General features: G+C 69.1%; 16 protein-coding genes. 9 read left to right on the top strand and 7 right to left on the bottom strand.

The window, feature by feature from the left end; genetic code table 11:
• Complete coding sequence (pta, locus tag ACZK4S_RS00415; RefSeq protein WP_463643038.1) at positions 1-2,070, top strand: phosphate acetyltransferase; 2,070 nt, start codon at positions 1-3, stop codon at positions 2,068-2,070.
• The gene (locus ACZK4S_RS00410; RefSeq protein ID WP_182765465.1) at positions 2,067-3,089 is read left to right on the top strand and encodes a zinc-dependent alcohol dehydrogenase; all 1,023 of its coding nucleotides are present in this window, start codon (positions 2,067-2,069) and stop codon (positions 3,087-3,089) included. The genes pta and ACZK4S_RS00410 overlap by 4 nt, the downstream gene beginning before the upstream one ends.
• Here the strand turns inward: ACZK4S_RS00410 and ACZK4S_RS00405 are convergent.
• Entirely contained in the window at positions 3,086-3,850 is a 765-nt protein-coding gene (locus tag ACZK4S_RS00405) for an alpha/beta hydrolase (RefSeq protein WP_463643037.1), read from the bottom strand. The two genes, ACZK4S_RS00410 and ACZK4S_RS00405, sit on opposite strands and share 4 nt — an antisense overlap.
• 33 nt (positions 3,851-3,883) lie before the next feature.
• On the opposite strand from ACZK4S_RS00405, the gene ACZK4S_RS00400 reads away from it, so the two are divergent.
• The 5 genes from ACZK4S_RS00400 (at position 3,884) to ACZK4S_RS00380 (ending at position 8,969) form a co-directional block, all read left to right on the top strand.
• Positions 3,884-4,645 (top strand): lysophospholipid acyltransferase family protein, encoded by a 762-nt coding sequence (locus ACZK4S_RS00400; protein WP_463643410.1) that lies wholly within the window; start codon positions 3,884-3,886, stop codon positions 4,643-4,645.
• A complete protein-coding gene (locus ACZK4S_RS00395) occupies positions 4,638-5,837 on the top strand; it encodes a sensor histidine kinase (protein ID WP_076058242.1) in 1,200 nt (399 codons plus the stop codon). The genes ACZK4S_RS00400 and ACZK4S_RS00395 overlap by 8 nt, the downstream gene beginning before the upstream one ends.
• Before the next feature lie 30 nt (positions 5,838-5,867).
• Positions 5,868-6,509, top strand: a complete 642-nt coding sequence (locus tag ACZK4S_RS00390) for a response regulator (RefSeq protein WP_076059384.1) — start codon at positions 5,868-5,870, stop codon at positions 6,507-6,509.
• Between the two features lie 61 nt (positions 6,510-6,570).
• Positions 6,571-7,956, top strand: a complete 1,386-nt coding sequence (locus tag ACZK4S_RS00385; RefSeq protein ID WP_076058244.1) for a class II 3-deoxy-7-phosphoheptulonate synthase — start codon at positions 6,571-6,573, stop codon at positions 7,954-7,956.
• On the top strand, positions 7,953-8,969 hold the full coding sequence (locus tag ACZK4S_RS00380; RefSeq protein WP_463643036.1) for a threonine aldolase family protein: 1,017 nt from the start codon (positions 7,953-7,955) through the stop codon (positions 8,967-8,969). Before ACZK4S_RS00385 ends, ACZK4S_RS00380 begins: the two co-directional genes overlap by 4 nt.
• Positions 8,970-10,293: 1,324 nt before the next feature.
• On the opposite strand, the gene ACZK4S_RS00375 is transcribed toward ACZK4S_RS00380, so the two are convergent.
• The 3 genes from ACZK4S_RS00375 to pknB all read right to left on the bottom strand — a co-directional run bounded on the left by ACZK4S_RS00375 (position 10,294) and on the right by pknB (position 14,664).
• A complete protein-coding gene (locus tag ACZK4S_RS00375) occupies positions 10,294-11,124 on the bottom strand; it encodes a hypothetical protein (RefSeq protein WP_463643035.1) in 831 nt (276 codons plus the stop codon).
• A 239-nt stretch (positions 11,125-11,363) separates the two neighbouring features.
• Entirely contained in the window at positions 11,364-12,569 is a 1,206-nt protein-coding gene (locus ACZK4S_RS00370) for a hypothetical protein (protein ID WP_463643034.1), read from the bottom strand.
• A 40-nt stretch (positions 12,570-12,609) separates the two neighbouring features.
• Positions 12,610-14,664, bottom strand: coding sequence for a Stk1 family PASTA domain-containing Ser/Thr kinase (gene pknB, locus ACZK4S_RS00365; protein WP_463643033.1), 2,055 nt, complete (start codon positions 14,662-14,664; stop codon positions 12,610-12,612).
• A gap of 146 nt (positions 14,665-14,810) precedes the next feature.
• Here pknB and ACZK4S_RS00360 point away from each other — a divergent pair, with 146 nt between their 5' ends.
• Positions 14,811-15,488: a thiamine phosphate synthase gene (locus ACZK4S_RS00360; protein WP_463643032.1), complete on the top strand. Its 678-nt coding sequence runs from the start codon at positions 14,811-14,813 to the stop codon at positions 15,486-15,488.
• Here ACZK4S_RS00360 and ACZK4S_RS00355 read toward each other — a convergent pair.
• Entirely contained in the window at positions 15,464-17,839 is a 2,376-nt protein-coding gene (locus tag ACZK4S_RS00355) for an HAD-IC family P-type ATPase (protein WP_463643031.1), read from the bottom strand. The genes ACZK4S_RS00360 and ACZK4S_RS00355 overlap by 25 nt on opposite strands.
• On the bottom strand, positions 17,829-18,920 hold the full coding sequence (locus tag ACZK4S_RS00350) for a polyprenyl synthetase family protein (RefSeq protein WP_076058257.1): 1,092 nt from the start codon (positions 18,918-18,920) through the stop codon (positions 17,829-17,831). The genes ACZK4S_RS00355 and ACZK4S_RS00350 overlap by 11 nt, the downstream gene beginning before the upstream one ends.
• 46 nt (positions 18,921-18,966) lie before the next feature.
• Here ACZK4S_RS00350 and ACZK4S_RS00345 point away from each other — a divergent pair, with 46 nt between their 5' ends.
• The gene (locus tag ACZK4S_RS00345; protein WP_076058259.1) at positions 18,967-19,857 is read left to right on the top strand and encodes a methylenetetrahydrofolate reductase; all 891 of its coding nucleotides are present in this window, start codon (positions 18,967-18,969) and stop codon (positions 19,855-19,857) included.
• 9 nt (positions 19,858-19,866) lie between these two features.
• Here ACZK4S_RS00345 and ACZK4S_RS00340 read toward each other — a convergent pair whose 3' ends face one another.
• Complete coding sequence (locus ACZK4S_RS00340) at positions 19,867-22,068, bottom strand: HelD family protein (RefSeq protein ID WP_463643030.1); 2,202 nt, start codon at positions 22,066-22,068, stop codon at positions 19,867-19,869.
• Positions 22,069-22,143 lie beyond the last annotated feature (75 nt).

Here is a 22,143-nt window from a genome sequence, read left to right as displayed (position 1 = left end):
GTGAGCCCCGGCACCGACGTGCGCGGCGCATCGATCTACCTTTGTCCGACCGAGCACTGCCCCCACCTCCTGCAGTTCGCTGTGGGCCTGCTCGACGACCTGGGCTCGCGGCATGCATCCGTCGGCGTGTTCCGGCCGATCGTGGCGGAACCCACCGACCGGGTGCTCGGCGCGCTGCTGGAACTCGCGGCTGACGACGGGCCGGAGCCCCGGTGGGGCGCCACTGCCGACGAGGTGCTGCACAACTCGACGGCGGCGATGGCGCAGATCATCGCGCGCTACGCCGATTGCGCACAACGGCACGACGCCGTGCTGGTGCTGGGCAGCGAATACGACTGTTCGCTGGCCCCCATCGAATTCGCCTGGAACACCCGCGTCTCGGCCAACATCGACGTGCCCATGGTGCTCGTCGTGCCGTCCGGCGGGGGAGCGGAACTCACCCGCGAACGCATCGACGTCGCCCTGGACGAGGCGACCCGCAATTTCGCGCAGGTGGTCGGTGTGCTCGCGCCGAGGGGCGAGGGCCAGCAACTGAGTGCCGCGGACCTCGGCGAACTGCCGGTGCCCGCGTTCGTCGTGCCCGAGGTGACTGGGGCCGTGAGCGGCCTCGAGGGTGCGCTGGTGGCGATCGGTGCAGAGCCGGTCGCGGGGGAGGGGGACCTCGCCGCGGTGGCCACCCGGCGCGCGCTGCTGATCGCCGACATGAGCCTGTCCAACCTCCTGCCCCAGGTGCGTCCCGAGTCGCTGGTGATCTTCTCCGCCGACCGGACGGAGATCGGCGTCGGACTGCCGTTGGCGGCCGCGACCGGGCGGTTCCCCGCCGCTGCGGCGGCCATCGCCGCCGGACCGTGGCCGCTCGACCCCGCAGTCGGCGCCTTCTGGCAGCGGCTGACGCCGGGCGCGCCCTTGTTGCGCACCAGCAGCACCATCGAGCAGGTCTATCTCGCGTTGGGTGACTACGAGCGGGTACCCGCCCAGCTCAACGCCCGCCAACTGCGGGAGGCCCGCGACGTCTTCGCCCGCGACGCCGACGCTGGACAACTTCTGCGCGGCGCCCGGGTGGTGGGACGCGAGGACGTGGTGACGCCGCTGATGTTCGAGCACCGGCTGTTGGAGGCGGCCCGCGCCGCCGACCGCCACATCGTGCTGCCCGAGGGAGAGGAGGAGCGCATCCTCCGTGCCGCGCACCGCCTCCTCGATCAGGGGATCTGCCGGCTCACCCTGCTCGGCGACCCCGGGGTCGTCAGGGCGAAGGCGCAGGAACTCGACCTCGCCATCGGTGCCGCCCAGCTCATCGACCCCGCCACGAGCCCGTTGCGCGAGGAGTTTGCGCAGAGCTATGCCCGGCTTCGCGCCCAGAAGGGCGTCACCCTGGAGCAGGCACGCGAGACCATGAAGGACGTCAGCTACTTCGGCACCATGATGGTTCACGAGTCCCTCGCCGACGGGATGGTCTCAGGGGCGGTGCACACCACGGCGCACACCATCCGCCCAGCGCTGCAGATCATCAGGACCAGGCCGGGGATCACCGTGGTGTCGTCGGTGTTCCTCATGTGCCTGGCGGACCGGGTGCTCGTGTTCGGCGACTGCGCGGTCAACCCGAACCCCACGCCGGACCAGGTGGCCGAGATCGCGCTCAGCTCCGCCGAGACCGCCCGGCAGTTCGGGATCGAGCCCCGCGTCGCGATGCTGTCCTATTCGACCGGCGCCTCCGGAACGGGGCCGGACGTGGAACAGACCGTCGAGGCGACCCGGCTCGTGCGCGAGCGCGCGCCCGGGCTCCCCGTCGACGGGCCGCTGCAGTACGACGCGGCCGTCGAACCGGCCGTGGCCCGCACCAAGGCACCGGAGTCCCCGGTCGCCGGACGGGCGACCGTGCTGGTCTTCCCGGACCTGCAGACGGGCAACAACACCTACAAGGCAGTCCAGCGCAGCGCCGGTGCGCTGGCGATCGGGCCCGTCCTTCAGGGCCTCAACAAGCCGGTCAACGACCTCTCGCGGGGCGCGCTGGTCTCCGACATCGTCAACACCGTCGCCATCACCGCCATCCAGGCAGGGAAGCAGCCATGACCGACACCATGCGGGCCGCCGTCGTCACGAGGTTCCGCACCCCCCTCGAACTGCGCGAGGTGCCCGTCCCCGAACCGCGGTGGGGAGAGGTCCTCGTCCGCGTCAGGGCCTGTGGCGTGTGCCACACCGACCTGCACGCCATCCACGGCGACTGGCCCGACAAGCCCGCGTTGCCCCGCATCCCCGGCCACGAGGCCGTGGGCGAGGTGGCGGCGGTCGGCCCCGGCGTCGAACTGCACCAGGTGGGCGACCGCGTCGGAGTGCCGTGGCTGCACGAGGCGTGCGGCCGGTGCGAGCAGTGCATGTCGGGGTGGGAGACGCTGTGCGCCAAGCAGCGACGCACCGGCTACGACGTGGACGGTGGGTTCGCGGATTTCGTGGTGGCCAAGGCTGATTTCGCGGTGAAGTTGCCGGCCGGCCTGCCGTATGAGCAGGCGGCGCCGCTCATGTGCGCGGGGCTCACCGTGTACAAGGGCCTCATGATGACCGAATCGGACCCCGGGGACTGGGTCGTGGTCTCGGGCGTGGGCGGGCTGGGCCACCTGGCCGTGCAATACGCCCGTGCCATGGGCCTGCAGGTGGTGGCCACCGACATCGACGACGCGAAGCTGACGCTGGCGGCCCGCCTGGGCGCGAACCTCACCATCAACGTGCGGGAGGCGGACCCGGTGAGCTACGTCCGCCGGATCATCGGAGGCGCGCACGCGGCGCTGGTCACGGCCGTCTCGCCGGCGGCATTCGGCCAGTCCGTGGCGATGATGCGGCCGGGCGGCACCGTGGTGCTCAACGGACTGCCTCCGGGCGATTTCCCGATCAACATCTACGACATGGTGATGCGCGCCATCACGCTGCGCGGCTCCATCGTGGGCACCCGGTACGACCTGGACCGGGCCCTCGCGCTCGCGGCGCAGGCGAAGATCGAGGCGACGGTGCACCCGGCGCGCCTCGACGACGTCAACGACGTGCTGGCCAAGCTCGAGGGCACGGCCCTGCCCGGCCGTACCGTCCTGGAGTTCTAGGCGGCTGCGCGCCCCGTGATGAAGCGGCGGGATTCGGCGACGATCCGGCCGGCGTCGTGGTCGAGGGTGGCGACGTGGTAGCTGCGCGTCAGTTCGACATCCACGACCTCCGCCATGTCCCGGCGGATCACCTCGCGGCTGAGGCCGTCCACGACGTGGTCCACCGTCGAGGCCATCAGGAGCACCGGGCCGGGGATCCGGTGCAGCTTCGCCCGGGTGTCTGCCCACAGCTCGGCCATCGTGGCGAGGCTGGTCACGGAGAAGCGCGAGTAGGCCGGCTCCTCCACCCGGGCCAGCGCGATGTCGGAGGCGATGCCGCGCTGAGGCGGCAGCAGCCGGTGGATCTTCACCGCTGGGGCGACGCGGCGGTCCCTGGTGCCGAGGGAGGGGTTCACCAGCAGGGTGCCACCCACAGGGTGGGCTGCGGCCAGCTGCAGCGCCAGCGCGCCGCCCATCGAGAGGCCGGCGACGAACACCGTGCTGCAGGTGGCGGCCAGGTCGACGTACGCGTCCTCGACGGCGTTGTACCAGTCCCACCACCTGGTGCGTGCCAGGTCGCGCCAATGTGTCCCGTGGCCAGGGAGCCGCGGGGCCAGGACCCGGACCCCGGGCCAGTCGCCGTCGGGCTCAGCCAGCCCTTCGGCCCAGGGTCGCAGGCTTCCGACGGTCCCGGTGAATCCGTGGCACATGACGACACCGATGTCGCCCTGTCCACCCCGGAACGGGCGCGCCTCATTCCGGACGCTGTAGGAGGTAGTCATCTTCCTACGATGACAGAGATTAGACTGCCGCCCATGTGGTACCAGTTCTTCAAGTACGTCATCTTCACGCCCATGGTGAAGTACGGCTATGGCACGAAGGTGATCGGGAAGGAGAACTTCCCCAGGCAGGGCGGCGCGATCCTGGCCAGCAACCACATCGCCGCCTTCGACTCCCTGGTGCTGCCTGCCAGCATGCCGCGCCGGATCATCTTCCCCGCCAAGGCCGAACTGTTCTCCGGCGAGGGCGGGGTGGGCAGCAAGATCGTGGCCTGGTTCCTGAAGAACGTGGGTATGGTGCCCATGGACCGCAGCGGCGGCCGCGCCAGCGCGCAGGCGCTCGGCAGCATCACCTCCGTGCTCGCGGAGGGCAGCGTGGTGGGCATCTACCCCGAGGGCACCCGCTCGCCCGACGGCCGGCTGTACAAGGGCAAGACGGGCATGGCCCGCATGGCGCTCAGCAACAATGTGCCCGTGATCCCGGTGGGCGTCACCGGCACCAAGTCCTTCAAGGGCCCGTTCGGTCTGCCGTGGGTGCGCCGCCCCGTCGTGATCATCGGCAAGCCCCTCGACTTCTCCGCCCACGCCACCGCGAAGCCCAGCACGGCGCTGCTGCGCTGGGTGACGGACGAGACCCTGGCCGCGATCCAGCAACTCACCGGTCAGGAGTACGCCGACGTCTATGCCACGCGCGTCAAGCACGGCGACCTCAGGGACATCGGCTCCGACGAGTTCGTGCGGCCCCGCCCCGGCGGGGAGGGGCCCCCTGCGGAGCAGAGCGCGGCTCCTGATGCCTGACAGCCAGTGGAACGAGGCGCAGGCCGTCCGGGGCCTGCGCCCGTTCACCCTCTGGTACCGCGACCGGCACGACGTGCTCAGCCGGGTCTACACCGTCGTGGAGGTGGCCCGCGGGCTGTTGGGCGTCCACGTGGTGCTGGTGAACTTCCTGCTCGTCCTGCCCCGCGCCGACAACCGGCTGGGAGTGATCGCAGCCACCCTGGCGTTGGTGTTCTGGCACATCTTCATCTCGCTGCGGATGCGCAAGCCCTCGAAGCGCACCCCCGCCGCCCACCTGGCGGACCTGGGCGTCACGGTCACGATCGTGCTGGTCACGGCACTGGTCCTGCCGCCGGGCGGTGCGCCGCTGACGCTGGCCGGCTACTGGGCGGGCGGCGCCGCGGCCTACGCAGCGCTGTTCAACAGCGTCCGGTACGGCGTGGTGTTCTCCGTCATCATCGCCGGTTCGACGCTGATGGTGCCGTCGCACTTCAGCCTGGAGCGCCTCGGCAGCAGCTTCGTCATGATCCTGCTCACCGCCTGCCTGGGCGTGTTGATCTCCCAGTTCCGGGCCACGATCGTCGAGCAGGAGCAGGAGCGCGTCCGCTCCGCCGCGCTCGGCGAACGGGAGCGACTCTCCAGGCTCGTGCACGACGGCGCCCTGCAGGTGCTGGCCCTCGTCGAGCGGGAGGGTCCCTCGCTGGGCCCCCGCGGCATCCGGCTCGCGGCATTGGCGCGTGAGTCCGAGATGCAGCTGCGCTCGCACCTGCAAGACCGCGACGTGCTCAACGTCGAGCCCACCACCACCGTCGACCTCGCGGCCGTCCTCGACAAGTACGAATCGTCCAAGGTCACCGTCGCCACCATGGCCAGCCTGGTGGAGATCCCCAGGCCTCTGGCCGACGAGATTGAGGCCGCCCTGGCGGAGATCCTCAAGAACGTGGAGGAACACGCAGGCCCGGACGCCCGGGTCTGGATCCTGCTGGACCAGGAGATGTGCGATGAGGTGATCCTCTGGGTCCGCGACAATGGCGTCGGCATGAGCGCCCAGCAGGTGGAGGCCGCCGCAGCCAACGGCCGGATGGGCATCCGCGACTCGATCGTGGGCCGCATGGCGGCGCTGGGCGGCTCGGCGATCCTCAAATCCTCGCCCGGTGCTGGGGCAGAATGGGAACTCAGGTTCCCGATCGACGTCGACGCGATGGAGAGTTGAGTGGTTGCGAAGTTGGAGCGGAAGCGGGTCATGCTGGTCGACGACCACCCCATGTGGATCGACGCGCTGAGCGAGGACCTCACCGAGGTGGGTTTCGAGATCGTGGCCGTGGCCAAGAACGGCCGGGAGTGCCTGGACAGGGCGCGCGCGGCCCGTCCGGAGGTCATGGTGATGGACCTGCAGATCCCCGAGCCGGACGGCGCCACCTGCATCGAGATCCTGCTGCAGGAGTTCCCGGACATGCACGTCCTCGTGATGTCGGCCTCCGGTGAACGCGACGACGTGCTCCGCGCCATGAAGGCCGGTGCGAAGGGCTACCTGGTGAAGTCGGCGTCCAAGGAGGAACTCATCGACGGCGTGCGCCGCACGGCTGTCGGCGATGCCGTGTTCACGCCGGGTCTGGCCGGGCTGGTGCTGGGCGAGTTCCGCCGGATGGTGAACGTGGCCCGCTCCCACAACGAAGAGGGCCCGGTGCTGACCAGCCGGGAGATCGAAGTGCTCCGCCGCGTCGCGAAGGGCATGGCCTACAAGGAGATCGCCGACGAACTGTTCGTGTCCCACCGCACCGTGCAGAACCATGTGCAGAACGTGCTGCGCAAGCTGCAACTCCACAACCGGGTGGAACTGACGCTCTACGCGATCGACAAGGGCCTGCACGATCCCAACGAGTGAGGCCGTCCACCGGCTCGTCGACCGGTGAGGGCGCTGTGCGGGGTGGGGTAACCTAACGCGCATGTCGAGCATCATTTCCCGGGAAGAACTACGCGCGCTGCCCTACGTCCAGCAGCCGTCGTACCCGGATCCCGCGGCCCTCGATCGGACCATCGACGCGCTGGAGAAGCTGCCCCCGCTGGTTTTCGCTGGGGAGTGTGACGACCTGCGTCTCAAGATGGCCGATGTCGCCGACGGCCGGGCGTTCCTCCTGCAGGGCGGCGACTGCGCGGAGACGTTCTCCGGGGTCACCGCCCAGGCCATCAAGAGCAAGCTGCTCGTGCAGCTCTCGATGGCAGTGGTCATGACCTACGCCGCGCAGGTCCCGGTGGTCAAGGTCGGCCGCATCGCGGGTCAGTACGCCAAGCCGCGCTCGAACGGTGTGGAGACCCGGGGCGACCTGTCGTTGCCCTCCTACCGCGGCGACGCCATCAACGGCTTCGACTTCACGCAGGAGTCGCGGGAGCACGATCCCCAGCGCCTCCTCCGCGTCTACAACGCTTCCGCGGCCACGCTGAACCTCGTGCGCGCCTTCGTCAAGGGCGGCTTCGCCGACCTGCGTGGAGTGCACAGCTGGAACGCCGAATTCGTCCGCGACTCGCAGGTCGAGGCGGAGTACGAGGAGCTCGCCTCCGAGATCGACCGCGCGCTGGCCTTCATGGTCGCCTGCGGCGTGAAGGACGACTCGCTCAGCACCGTCGACTTCTACGCCAGCCACGAGGCGCTGCTGCTCGAGTACGAGCGCGCCCTCACCCGCGTCGACTCCCGCTCGCAGGAGCTGTACGGTTGCTCCGGCCACATGCTCTGGATCGGGGAGCGCACCCGCCAGCTCGATGGCGCCCACGTGGAGCTGTTCAGCCGCGTGCAGAACCCGCTCGGGGTCAAGCTCGGCCCCTCCACCAGCGTCGCCGATGCGCTCGCGCTGGCAGACAAGCTTGATCCCCACCACGTCCCGGGGCGCCTGACGTTCATCACCCGGATGGGCGCCAAGAAGGTCCGCGACGTGCTGCCCGCCGTCATCGAGGCTGTCGAGGCCAGCGGCCGCAAGGTCGCCTGGGTCTGTGACCCCATGCACGGCAACACCTTCGAGGCGAAGAACGGCTACAAGACCCGCTCGTTCGCGGATGTCGCCGATGAGGTCAACGGCTTCTTCGACGTCCACGAGCAACTCGGCACCTGGCCCGGCGGCCTGCACGTGGAGATGACGGGCGACGACGTCACAGAATGCGTGGGCGGCGTCTACAACCTCGACGAGAACGATCTCGCCAACCGCTATGAGACGGTCTGCGACCCCCGCCTGAACCGCAACCAGTCGCTCGAACTGGCCTTCCTCGTGGCCCGCCGCCTCCGCTCGGGCCGCCTTAACCGCGAAAACCCGGTCCAGTGGTTCCAGGCCAAGGACCTGTGATCGATCTCCGCAGCGACACGGTGACCCGGCCCTCGGCCGGGATGCTGGCCGCCATGGTGGAGGCCCCCGTCGGGGACGACGTCTACGGCGAGGACCCCACCGTCGCGGAGCTGGAGCGCCGAGTGGCCGGGATATTCGGCAAGGAGGACGCGCTCTTCTGCGCGACCGGGTCCCTGGCCAACCAGCTCGGCATCTGGCTGCACACCCCGCCCGGCACCGAAGTGCTCTGCGACGCGCAGGCGCACATCGCCCGGGCGGAGATGGGCGCCCACGGCGCCGTCGGCGGAGTGACCATGCGCACCTGGGGCTCGGATCGCGGGCGGCTCGTGGCCGACGACGCCCTGGCGATGGTGGCGGTCGACTGCGGCCCGTACCTGGTGGAGACGGCCTGCATCGAGGTGGAGGACAGCCACAACTTCGGTGGCGGGACCGTGCAGGACTTCGACGAACTGGGCAAGGTCTCCGAGGGCGCCCGTGCGCTCGGCATCGCCACGCATCTCGACGGCGCCCGGCTCGCCAACGCCGCTGCTGTGACCGGTCGCTCGTTCGCCGAGTACGGCTCGCTGTTCGACACCGTCAGCAGCTGCCTGTCCAAGGGGCTCGGCGCTCCGGTGGGCAGCGTGCTCGTCGGCAGCGCGGAGCAGATGGCCCGCGCCCGCGTGCAGCGCAAGCGGTTGGGTGCCGGCTGGCGCCAGGCCGGCGTGCTCGCCGCCGCCGGGCTCTACGCGCTGGACCACAACCTCGCCCGCGTCGTGGAGGACCACACCGCGGCGCGCGTCCTGGCCGAGACCATCGACGCGGCCCGGCCGGGCGTCGTCACCGTCGAGTCGGTGGTGACCAACATCGTGCTGATCTCCACCCCGGATGCGCCGGGAGTCGCCGCACGGCTGAAGGACAAGGGTGTGTTGGTCAGCGTCCTGGGCCCGCGGGCGCTGCGCGCCGTGACGCACCTCGATGTCACTGGGGAGCAGTGTGCCGAAGCGGGCCAACGTGTCGCCTGGGCACTGCGCTGACGCGGCTCGATTTCTGCCGTCGAGCGCGGCCATGAACCAAGGGCTCTCGTTCGCGGCGGGATGGCGAACAGTCACGCGGTGCTCGATTCGGCGAGGATCTCGTGACGATGGCGGTGGGTGCCTTGCCTTCGAGTCGCGCCCGGTGTGCTCGCCCGCCGGGCAAGGCGGCTCCTCACCACAAGGGGTTTCACTCCGCTAAAAGGGACAATTACCCCCGGCCCGTGGGGAGAGTCCCTCCCGTATAGACAGCACCAAAAGGGTGCAGACCTGGCACATCAGGAATCATGATGTCTTCCAGCTGGTGAACGACTTCTCCATCAGTGACCGAGCGATGTTCCAACGACCAGCCCAGACCAGCAGGTCGAACTCCTACCACTCCCGATGGCCCCAGGAACCAGCTGCTTTCCCTTGACAAGCTCACAACTTCGCGAGAAACCCCGGTCTGGGGATCCGCTGTCCACAGACTTCCAGTAGCTAACCAGTAGAGGGACCCGCCGAGCGCTGTGAGCGTGGTCGGTCCGCCCTCGGACTGCCACTGGGCTACGCTGGCGCCGGGGCCAGTGAGAGGGAGGGGGGTGACTGAGCGTGCCTCCGGATCTATCCGCCAAATGTCTATTGTTGACTGGGCATCAGGTGACCTCGCCACGAAGGCGTAACTGAACCGATCCAAAGTAGCCATCCGCTCGCCCCACACCGAAGACACCTCTGCAGCGGGTCCAAAGCTCGAGACTGCGTCGGATGTCAGGTCGGTGAGGTGGACTTCGGGAGACAATCCTGATGCGGAGAAGGCGAACGTGCGTCCCCCGTTCCAACCGCTCCCCGCTCCGAGGAATCCATGATGGTCCCAATAATGATGATCGGTCCCATTGAACAACAGGAGCGCGGAGTCGTATCTACTCAGGTCTTGAGTGCCGTAGTTGATGACCGCGAGCACATGGTCTCCCGCCGGCGAAAGAGTGTCGATTGCTCCGCCGCGTACAGGGAGTTCCCATGTGCGGTGTTGTTGATCCCAATAGTGGGCCCGGTCGTTCGAGAGCCATGCGACGGCACCGTTGCAGCCGATCAAGCGGGCATTATCGATCGGGGTGAACTCCGTCACATCACGACTGCGGCCGTCGTCGCTGAGACGAAGCACCACTCCTTTACGGGTCGAAGGTTCATCACCAGCGCCGTAGTTGGAGAACCCCAGCGCGTAACCGCTGGCAGTGGGATCGAACTCGCCCTCCGACTCTGCAGGGCTTTCAATCCACGGATCTGCGCTGCAACCGCTGGCAGACGCGGCGCAGAGCGCCAAGCCTCCCGCTAGGAATGACCTCCGTCGCACTTAGGCTCGCTCAAGGTAGCGACTCAGGACGGTCAGCGGCGACTTCCAGAGGTCCTCCGGATATACACCAGGCCCGCCATTGCGATCCAGGTCGACGTTGTAGGTCGATGCATACATCCAAGCTGCCCAAACCAGACTCGAGCAGTTGTATGTCGACTTCCACACCTGGTCGTCGAGGGAAGCGAAAGGCCAAAGAGGATGTTTGTTGAATGAGAAATCGGACTCGTACTGGACGTTAGCGCTCAACCGATTGATGCCGAACTGCCCTGCGCGGTCGTTCATGTTGATGGACGCACCGTCGACTCGACGAAGATGAGCAGGATAACTTGCATGCGTTCGAAGCCCGGTGTAGGTACTAGTGATGCGCCGGATGCTCGGGATGTCTCTGCCCGGCATGTGCACTGCCTCACACTGGCCTGTGAAGAGAGTGTTGTGCCCATGGGCCACGGTGAGGGTCTTAGAGTAAGAGTACGTGAAGTATCCAGCGGCTGCGCAACCTAGCTTGACAGCGGTGCCTTCACCTGTGCTGTTCGTGGACAGTTCTGTTGCTTTCGGAATGTGCGCTGCTCTAGCCTCGCTCGAATCTTCATACAGCATCGCGACTACATCTTCCTCGCTGATTCCTCGGTTGATCGCGTGATCTGCAATGGACTCGGCGAGTTCCTTCGAACTAACGCCGGGATTCACAGACAGTATCTCGTCGATCCGAGGATCGGAAACACCGGGGCCAACCGATGCGCCGTGCGTAGGATCGTCCGCCACAGCCACTCCCGAAGAGAGGCTTATCCCGATCGCGAGGAGAATGCTTAAGCTCCATTTGTGCGAAATCATAGGTGTCTCCATCGACTGAAGCGCGCGGTGCTAGACGAGCGCTAATGGGGGTGGCGCGATGCCGAGAGTACTACGAACCGTAGTGAACAGAGAGGGGCTCTATACTGGCCGAGCGTGAACTGGGCACGTCAGGTGAGCGACGCCGATCCGCAGCGCGGAGATGCAGTTCGAGCCGTCATATGTCGATCAGATCTTCCCGCTGGACTCAGCATGGCGGCTCTCCGTTTTGCAGCCTGTGGCTAACGGGGTTCCAGCTCCGCGATCGGGCGCGGCCATGCGCCCAGTTCCTGCCAGACGAAGTTGGGCACCCGCGCGAAGAACCCGTGGAGGAACCGCGACGTGCGGTCCAAGTCTGCCGGCAGCCAGTCGTCGCCGTCGCCCACCCGGATGACCCCTGCCGAGATCTCGAACTTCGGCGCATCGGCCAGCATCAGGTACTCCATCTGGCGCTGGTGCATGACGTCAGAGCCGAACCTGGCGTTGCCGGTGCGCACGGTGAAGCGCCGGTTGAAGTCCTCCCACTCGAACTTCTGCGACCGCCCGAACAGGCCCCAGTTCACGGACAGGTCCTCGAACGGGAATGTGGTGCGGAACTCACAGAGGATCTCGTCGTGGTTGCGGATCTCTGTGTGGGTCCTGCCCTCGGAGTCCCTGCGGGTGTGCCTGGTCTTCCAGGTGTGCTTCAGGCGGACGAAGGGCAGCCCGTCGTTGGACGAGGTGATGATGTCGTGGGCCTGGTGGTCGAAGCCGCCGCCGGTGCTGCTCACGGCGCCCAGGTAGGCGTCGTCGCGGGGGAGGTAGGACCAGCCCGGGCGGCCGTGGAAACTCAGGCCCGCAGGGGCGGGGGGCCCGCTGTACTGGGTGATCGCGGTGGTGAGCAGCGCGGCGCGCACGGCTGCCAACTGCTCGATGGCGTCCTCGAGGGGGTCCGCCTCGCGGGGCGCGTCGACCAGGACCAGGTTGTCGTGGTCGATGCTGATCCGGTACGGCCCGCGGAGGTGGGCGCCCACCGCCGTGAGCAACTCCTCGGCATAGCGGCGCGACGGCGCGGCCGCGCGCAGTTCGCCTAGTTCGACGGGCTCGCCCAGCCTGGGCAGCCGGTCGTCGGTGACATGGAGGACCTCAGCCGCCGGGAGCGACTTCGGCAGGGGCATGGTCACCACGTACCCGGCGCTGCGCCAGGCGTCGCACGAGTAGCGGAAGGCGGTGAACGGCGTTGAGTCCTTCGCGACGCCGAGCAGTTGGTCGTCGACGCGGCGATCGAACCCCAGCCCGAACGGCGGCACGTTCAGGCCGTGGGTGATGGACAGCGGGGGAGACGTGATGAACTCCCAGCCCTTGGCCCGCAGCGACTGCACATAGCGGTGCCGCAGCACGCCCCAGATGCCGAAGCCGACGGCGGCCACCGCCAGCACAATGAGCACGACCACCATGAAATCGGGCACGATCCCCCACCTCCGGCCACCAGTGTGCCAGCGATCGCGATCAGGCGACGTAGAGCGTGACCTTCGTCCCCACGGCGACCTCGGTACCCGCCGCCGGGTCTGTGCTGTTGGCGATGTCCAGCGGGATCGGGAAGTTCGAACTGCGCTCCACCTTGACCACCAGGTCGAGGTCCTCGAGCAGCTTGGTGGCCTCGTCGGTGCTCTTCATCCAGACCTCGGGAACCGTCACCATCACGGGGCCGAGGGACTTGACCAGGGTGACGGTGTCGCCGCGGTGCCCACTCCCGTCGCGCGGGTCCTGCCTGATGACGCGGCCGGCCCCGACGTCCGCGGAGTTCTCCTCCTCGATCGCCACGGTGAAGCCGAGCTTCTCCAGTTCCTTCACGGCCTTGTCCGCGCTCCCGCCCACATGGTCCGGGATGCGGATGGGTTCGCGGCCCTTGGAGACGCTCAGGTCGACGGGGGTGTCCGGCTTCAGCTGGGCACCCGCCTCCTGCGAGGCGGTCAGCACGATGCCCTCGGCGACCGTCTCCGAGAACTGCTCTGTGACGGTGCCGACGGCGAGCCGCCCGGCGGTCAGCGCCTGGGATGCGGCCTCCAGTGGGATCCCGACCACCGCGGGCATGGGGTAGCGCTCCGGCCCCTTCGACAACACCAACGTGACGTCGGAGCCCCGGAAGAGGCGCTCGCCCGCTGTGGGGTCCGTGGCGATCACGACCCCCGCCGGTACGGTCTCGGAGTACTGCTCGGTGCGGTTGACCTTGAGGGCGTTGGCCGACGCGGCCTCCCGGGCCTTGGTCTCGTTGAGCGTGCTCATCGCGGGCACGGTGGTGAAGCGCCCGTCGAGCCACCACCACGAGCCGACGCCCGCGGCGCCCGCCAGGAGGAGCACCACCAGGACGAGCGCGACGACGCGACGGCGCCGGTGGACCGGGTCGTCGGAGATGTGCAGGTGCGGGAACACGGGCGTGCGCTGACTACGCGGCTGGGTGGTGGCGGCCACGGGCCGCGGCGACACGGGTTCGGCGACGGGGACCGGGTCCGGGCGTGGCTTCTTCTGCGCCGGGCGCCACTCGTCGCGGCGGAGCACGACGGTGGGGGGCGAGCCCGAAGACAGGGGGCGCGGCCGTTCGGAGGAACGTGTGCGCAGGTGTTCGGTCTCGTCCTCCGCAGGACTCTCGGGAAGCAGGGCAGCGGCGAGGGTGGGGTTGTCATGGCCGCCCGTGCGCGCGAGTTCGCGCCGCGCGCGGCGCACCGCGCTGAGCAGCTCCCGGCCGTCGGAGATGCGGGCACGAGGGTCGCGGCGGGTGGCGGCCAGGACGAGGGTGTCGAGGTAGTCCGGGATCTCCCAGTCGGCGCTGTGCCCGATCTCTGCGAGCCGCTCTGAGGGTCGCTCGATGTCGACGTTCACGTGGCGGTAGGCGATCTGGTAGTTGTTCTCGCCGGTGTGCGGCTTCTTCCCGGTGAGCAGCTCGAAGAGCACCACGCCGGCGGAGTACACGTCGCTGCGGCCATCAGGGCGCGAGTGCGTCACGAGCTCCGGCGGAAGGTAGCTGGCGGTGCCGACGAGGATGCCCGTGGCGGTCATCTGGGGGGAGCCCACCTGACGCGCGAGCCCGAAATCTGCGACCTTGACGTGGCCGCGGCGGGTGATCATGACGTTCTCGGGTTTGATGTCGCGGTGCACCACGCCCGCCTCGTGGGCGGCGGCCAGCGCGGCCGCGACCTGCTCGAACAGCTCGAGCGCCCTGTCCGGCGGCATGGGGGAGTCGCGGCTGATTATCCGGCGCATCGTCTCGCCCTCGATGAACTCCATGACGATGTACGGCTTGCCCTGGGAGGAGCCCTGGTCGAAGATCGACACCACGCTCGGGTGGGAGAGGACGGCCGCGGACCTGGCCTCGCGGTCGAACTTGGCGGCGAACTCGTCGTCCTCGCCGAGGTCGCTGCGCATGACCTTGACCGCGACGACGCGCGACAGACGTCGGTCTCGCGCGCGATACACCGTGGCCATGCCACCGCGGGCGACTTTCGCCACGATTTCGTAGCGACCGTCGAGCACTTGGCCGACCAACGGGTCGAAAGTGCTGTTCATGCCACTCCAAGCACGGTCGGGGAAGGAGGCCGTGGGCCCGTTTGCTCTCCTGATTGTAGGCTGCCCCGCCGAAGCCTCCGCCACCGGCGCGCGGGCACGTCGCCGAACTCCTTCCGGTGGCCTCCCCGACGAAGTAGATTGCCCCTGTGACCGCACCCTTGTCTCTTCACACCAGACTGCGCCTGGCCCGTCTCGCCCTGGTGGTCCCACCTGAGCGTTCCGGCCCGGAGGCCGCAGACTTCGCCGCCCACGGGGCCGACCTGCTGGTGCTGACCAGGGGCGAGCGCTCGGTCGAGGAAACAGCGGAGGGGATCCGCGTGGCCCGCAACCGGCTGTTCGGTTTGCAGACGCTCATCGCGGCGGACAATCTCGACGTCGCTGAGGCCAGCGGCGCTGACGTGGTCTTCCTCAAGCGCCCCGGATGGCGTCCCTTCGGGATCAAGCGGCCCCATGAGTTCGCACTGCTCGGCCGCTCCATCGACGGTGCGGAGGACGCGGACAAGGTCGACGGGGATCCGTGGAACTTCGCCTTCGTCGGCCCGGCCGTCGACGGCGAGGGGGCCGGCGCCGCCGTCGCGGAGATGGCGGCGCAGTATCCGCCACTGGCGCTGCCCGCCGGCCCGGTGTGGTTCGCGGCCGGCGGCATCTCGTCGGGCAACGTCGACGCAGTGCTCGCCGCAGGCGCGCGCCGAGCCGTCGTCTCGACGGCCGTGTTCACCGCTGCAGACCCCTTCGTGGAGGCGCAGGCCATCGCGGACGCGTTGAAGGCCACCTGGACGGCGGATCCCGGCGCCGCCGATTACGGGAGCGCCGCCTTCGGCTGAGCCCAGACGTCGGCACGTTCCCGGCGGATGATCTTGGTGACCCACCAGGTGAGCTCCACCAGCGCCATCCCGATCAGCCCGGCCACGACGCCGAAGGTGATCTCGGCCGTGTTCGTGATGTCCAGCCCCAGCGCGCGGCGGGGGGCGGGCAGCGCGAACACCAGGAAGTAGAAGGCGTACGCGAACGCCACAAGGCCCACCCGCCACCAGTAGTAGGGACGCGCCACCACGGCCAGCACCCAGGTGGCCGTCAGGATGAGGGCGATGAGGGTCGCAGTGGAGGCCTGCTCCTGGTGCGGATCCGGAACCACGCCGAAGCCGCGGGCGGTGACGTAGGTGGCGATGGTCACGCCGGCCACGATGAGGCCACAGGGGATGGCCACGGAGAGGGTCCGCCAGACGAACCCGGGCCGCGCCCGCTCTCGGTTCGGCGCGAGGCTCAACAGGAAGGCCGGGATGCCGATCGTGAACCACCCCACCACCGTCATCTGGAGCGGCAGGAACGGGTTGGGAAGGCCCATCAGCCCGAGGACCAGGGCGAGGGCGATGGCGTAGACCGTCTTGGTGAGGAACAGCTTGGCCACGCGTTCCACGTTGCCGATCACCCGGCGCCCCTCGGCGACGACGTGGGGGAGGGTGGCGAACTTGTCGTCGAGCAGCACGATCTGGGCGACGGCGCGGGTGGCCGGCGCGCCGGAGCCCATCGCCACGCCGAGATCTGCATCCTTGAGCGCCAGCACGTCGTTGACGCCGTCGCCCGTCATGGCGACGGTGTGGCCGCGGCCCTGCAGCGCACCCACCATCTGGCGCTTCTGCTCGGGCGTCACACGGCCGAACACATCGACGGCGTCGACGGCGTCGTCGAACTGCTCGCCCGCCCCGGGCAGCGTCCGGGCGTCGATGACGTCGCCGATGGCCACGCCCAGCGAGCGCGTCACGGCGGCCACCGACGCGGCGTTGTCGCCCGAGATGACCTTGAGCGCCACGCCCTGCTCCTGGAAGTAGGTGAGAGTCTCCGCCGCGTCCGGCCGGATGAGCTGGTCGAGCACCAGGAGCGCGACGGGGCTCGCCTCCCCGGGCGCCTGGGGCGAATCGACGCGCTGCTTCGCCCGGGCGAGCAGCAGGACCCGGCGGCCGGTGGCACCGATCTGCTCCGCGCGTCGGGCGAGTTCGTCATGGCCTGCCAGTACCTCCGGCGCGCCCAGCACCCAGTGCCCACGCTCGCCGGCGAAGCTGACGCCGGACCACTTCCTGGCGGAGGTGAACGGAGCCCGGGCCTCGACGGGCCAGGGTTCGTCGGCGGCCGCGATCGCCGCGGCGATGGCCTGCACGGAGGCGTTCGGGGCGTCGTCGGCCGCCACCAGTTGCGACAGGACCACACGGGTGTGGCCCGGGTCGTCTGTGAGGTCCAGGAGTTCGCCCAGCGTCATGGCGTGCTGGGTGAGCGTGCCGGTCTTGTCGGCGCACACGACGTCGACCCGGGCCAGGCCCTCGATCGCGGGGAGTTCGTTGACCAGGCACTGGCGCCGGCCGAGCCTGATCACGCCCAGCGCGAAGGCCATCGAGGTGAGCAGCACGAGGCCCTCGGGCACCATCGGCACCAGCACGGCCACCATCCGCAGCACCGACTCCTGCCAGGTGGTGTCCGGCTGGTTGAACTGGACGAAGATGGACAGCGCGGCGACGGGGACCAACAGGTAGGTGACCCAGCGGAGGATCCGGTTGATGCCCTGGCGCAGCTCCGAGGAGACAAGGGTGAACTTGGCCGCCTGGGCGGTCAGTTGCGCCGCGTAGGCGTCGGCCCCCACCCTCTCCGCGCGGTACAGCCCGGTGCCGGAGATGACGTAGGCCCCAGAGAGCACCCCGTCGCCCGGCTGCTTGGCCACCGGGTCGGCCTCGCCGGTGAGCAGCGATTCGTCGACCTCCAGGTAGTCGGCCGCCACCACCGACCCGTCGACGACGATCTGTTCGCCGGGGCCCACCGCGATGAGGTCGTCGAGGACCACCTCGTCCCGGGTGACCCGCGTGCGTTCGCCGTCGCGCACGACGATGGGGTGGGCCTCGCCCACCACGGCCAGGTTGTCGAGCGTGCGCTTGGCGCGTAGCTCCTGCACGATGCCCACGACGGAGTTGGCGATGATGAGCAGGCCGAACGCCCCCTGGAGAAGGTTGCCCGTGACGAGGACCAGACAGAACAGCACGAAAAGGATGGCGTTGACCCGGGTGAGCACGTTGGCGCGCACGATGCCTGCCGTGCTGCGCCCGGAGCGCGATGGCAGGTGGTTGACCTGGCCGGAGGAGACGCGTTCAGCGACCTGTGTGGAGGTGAGCCCGGAGAGCTCAGTGGGCACGTCTGACGCTCCGCTCGGCGAGCCCCGCCAGAGCGGTGCGGCCGTCCGCGGTCATCTGGGTGTCGTCGAGGACGGCCAGGGCGTGGCGCATGTTCTCCTCGATCACGGCCTCCACGTGGGCCAGGGCACCCGAGGCTTCGATCAGCTCTGCGGCCCGGTCGACGTCCGTGTCCGTGAGGCCCTCGGCGCCCAGCAGCCCGCCCAGTTCGCGGGCCTCGTCGGGTGAGGCGTGGGACAGCGCCGTGAGCACCAGGACCGTGCGCTTGCCCTCGTGGATGTCGCCTCCGTAGGGCTTGCCCGTGACCTCCGGTCGGCCGTAGACGCCGAGCACGTCGTCGCGCAGTTGGAAGGCGCGGCCGATCACGGAACCGAACTCCGCCAAGGCACCCTGGAGCTGGGCGTCGGCGCCACCGAGCGCCGCGCCGATCTGGGAGGGGCGCCGGATGGAGTAGCTGGCCGTCTTGTATTCGAGCACGCGGCGGGCGACGTCGAGTTCATCGGCCACCGACGTGGCGCCGGTGACGCGGTACTGCGCGCTCACGTCGAGGAACTGCCCGGCGGTGACCTCTGCCCGCATGGCGCTGAGGAGCGGCCGGGCGCGATCGATGCCCGGGGCGCCGGAGCCGTCCGCGAGCTCGATGCTCCACATGAGGAGGAGGTCGCCCAGCAGGATGGCTGACGACACCCCGAAGTCGGTGGCCGACCCCCGGCCGCCGCGCGCCGCGTGCAGCGACTCGAACTGCTTGTGGGCCGACGGGAGGCCGCGACGGGTGTCGGCGGCGTCGATGAGGTCGTCGTGCACCAGCGCCGACACGTGGAGCAGGTCCAGCGAGCTCGCGACGTCGAGGAGTGACCGGGCCTCCGTCGGCTGCCCGGCGGCGGCCACGTAGCTCCAGTAGCAGTAGGCGGGACGCAGCCGCTTGCCGCCGGCGGTGGCGGCACGGGCGACGGGGAGCAGATCCGAGGAGCCGATGGTGTCCAGCAACTCCTCCTGCCCGTCGAGGAACCTGTCGATGGTTTCGCCGATGGCGGACAGCAACGGCGCGCTCAGCGGGGAGCTCGGATCAAACGGGGTGCTCACGTGGGCAGCTTAGTCGAGGCGTTGTGGCGTTCCCTATGGTGGGTACATGCCGTCGACGATCTCACGGCCCACGACGGTGGGGGAGTTGCTCTCCGCCGCACAGGGTCCCCTTTTCTCCTTCGAGTTCTATCCTCCCCGCTCCGAGGAGGAGGAGCCCATCCTGTGGCGCGCCGTCGAGGCCCTGACGCCACTGGAGCCTGATTTCGTGTCCGTCACGTACGGGGCCACGGGCTCGCGCCGGGACCGCACCATCCACGCCACCCGCCGCATCGCCACGGAGAACGGCCCGCTGACCGTGGGGCACCTGACGTGCGTGGACCAGTCGAAGGCCGACATCGCCGAGGCGTTGGCCGCCTACCGCGACGTGGGCGTCACCAACATCCTGGCCATCCGCGGCGACATGCCGGGCGGCGGCGAATGGGTGCGGCACGCAGACGGCCTGGCCAACGCCACCGAGCTGGTGCGCTTCATCAAGGAACAGGGCGATTTCTGCGTGGGCGTCGCCGCCTTCGCCAACCCCCACGAGACCACCGAGGACCCCGAACTCGATGACCGCATCCTGCTGGCCAAGGTGGAGGCGGGTGCGGAGTTCGCCATCACCCAGCTGTTCTTCGACGCACAGAGCTACATCGACCTGGTGCGCCGCGTGCGGGCGCTGGGCTGCAGCATCCCCATCATCCCGGGCATCATGCCGCTGACGGTGATCTCGCAGATCGAGCGTTTCGCCGGTCTGTCGGGCCGCGCGCTGCCGGACAAGTTCGTCGCCGAACTCCGCTCGGCCGCCTCCAAGGAGGAGGTGCGCGAGATCGGGATGGCCACGTGCCTCGAGCTGTGCCGCACCCTGCTGGACGCCGGCGCGCCCGGGCTGCAGTTCTTCACGCAGAACCGCAGCAAGGCCACGCGCGAGATCCTGGCCGAGCTCAAGCACCTCTCCTGAGCTGGACACCTAGTCCAGCAGCGCCCGCCACTGGGAAGTGTCGACGTCGAGGGTGATCATCTTCTGCGTCGCCCTGGTCAGCGCCACGTAGAGGACGCGGGCGCCGCCCGGCGACTCCGCGATGATCTCGTCCGGCGAGACCACCAGCACACCGTCGTATTCGAGGCCCTTGGCCTGGAGCGCCGTCACCACGATGAGGCGGTCCTCGAACGCCGCGAGGCGGGGATCCTGGAACACGCCCAGCTGCACGGCGCGCAACCGCGACGGGGGGACGATCACGCCGATGGTTCCGTTGACCTTCGCCGCGACCGACAGGAGGTGCTCGCGCAGCGCCCGTGGCAGGGCCTCCGTGGTGGTCGCCTCGACGCTGGGCTCCACGCCGGTGGAGCGCACCGCCTTGGGCAGGTCCGCGTCCGGGAAGACCTTCGTGATGACCTTGGCGGCGAACTCGAACACCTCGCTGGGGGAGCGGTAGTTAGTCGAGAGCGTGAAGGTGCGGCTGGCCGCCCGCCCCACGACCTCGTTGAGGGCCCGGGTGGTCTCCTCCTGGTTGGGGTAGGAGCTCTGGGCGGGGTCGCCGACGATGGTCCACGACGACTGCGGCCCCCGTCTGCGCAGCATCCGCCACTGCATGGGCGTCACGTCCTGGCCTTCGTCGACGAGGATGTGGGCGTAGGTGTTGTGCGGGTCCTCATCCGGATCCACGTGCCTCTCGTGCCGCAGCAGGTCCGCCGTCGTGAGCACCTCGGCGACAGCGCCGCCCTCGAGGAAGACGTCGAGTTCCTTGTCGACATCCTCGGGCGGCACGCCCAGGATGTGGATCAGCTCGTCCAGTAGTGCGATGTCGGCCACGGACCAGCCGCGCACGATTTCGTCGCCCTCGTCAGCCGCCTCGAGCCAGCGGTAGGAGGAGACGAGGCGGGCACGCTGGTCCTCGTCGAGCTCGCCGGCGGCGACCTCTGCCACAACGGCGGGGTCGGCCAGTCGGGCCAACACCCGGGTCGCGCTGAGCAGGGGCCACCACCGGGGCATGAAGGCGTGGAGGCTGGGGTGTTCGCGCACCTGTGCCTCCAGTTCCTGTGGCTCGATCTCCACATCGCCCGGGAACTTGCGGATGAGTGCGGCCGCGACCAGGTCGGTCGCCATGCGGCGGCCCTTGTTGAGCTTGACGCTGGAGAGCACCTGTTCGCGGATCCGGTGCAGTTCCCTCGCGCCCAGCCCGAGTACTTCACCCTTGACCGTGACCCGGACGGAGTCCACGTCGTGTTCCGGTAGCGGGGCGCGCACGAGGTGCTTGAGGACCTTCTGCATCGCGAGCGACCCCTTGATGGTGGCGGCTGCCGCCTCGTCGACGCGTTCCGTGCTGAAGCCCAACACGTCGGAGGCCACCGAGCCGATGGCCTTCAGCGTCACGGAGTCCTCGCCGAGGCTGGGCAGCACCCGCTCGATGTAGTTCATGAAGACGCTGGAGGGGCCGACGACGAGCACGCCGCCCTTCTCGAGCCGCGCCCTGTTGGTGTAGAGGAGGTAGGCGGCGCGGTGCAGTGCGACCACGGTCTTGCCGGTGCCGGGGCCGCCGGCGATGATCGTGACTCCCTGGTACGGCGCGCGGATCGCCTCGTCCTGTTCGGCCTGGATGGTGGCCACGATGTCGCGCATGGTGCGGCCCCGGGCCCGGCTGAGGGCCGCCATCAAGGCTCCTTCACCGAGGATGGGCAGGTCGGTCTCGGCAGACGAATCCAGCAGGTCGTCCTCGAGGCCGACCACCTTGTCGTCGCGGCAGCGCAGCACGCGCCGGCGGATGACCTTCATGGGTTCGGCCGGCGTGGCGCGGTAGAACGGTTCGGCCGCGGGCGCGCGCCAGTCGATCACCAGCGGTTCGTAGTCCTCGTCGCGCACGCCGATGCGGCCGATGTAGCGGACCTCGTCGGTGGTGAGGTCGATGCGTCCGAAGACGAGGCCTTCGTGTTCCGCGTCGAGGATCGCCAGCCGCTTGGCGGCCTGGTAGGCGAACGCGTCGCGCTCGAACAACGCCGTGCCGTCCTCCTCGCGGAGGAAATCGGTGCGGTCGGAGATGAAGATCTCCCTGCCCTGCTGGGCCAGGTTCTTGGCGCTCGCCGTCGCGGTGGTGAGATTGGCGTAGACCCTGTCGACGTGAGCCTGTTCCAGGGCGATTTCGCGTTCCAGGTCAGCGCGCGATGTGGTGGTCAAATCAGACCTTCCTCCGTGAAAGACAGACAGTCAACCCTACTACCCCCGCATGAACGCCGCCTGAACCGTCCGGAC

It is taken from the genome of Tessaracoccus zhenghani (assembly GCF_055326325.1).
Note: the sequence above shows the minus strand (reverse complement) of the source record. Positions and strands in the feature narration are given on the sequence as shown.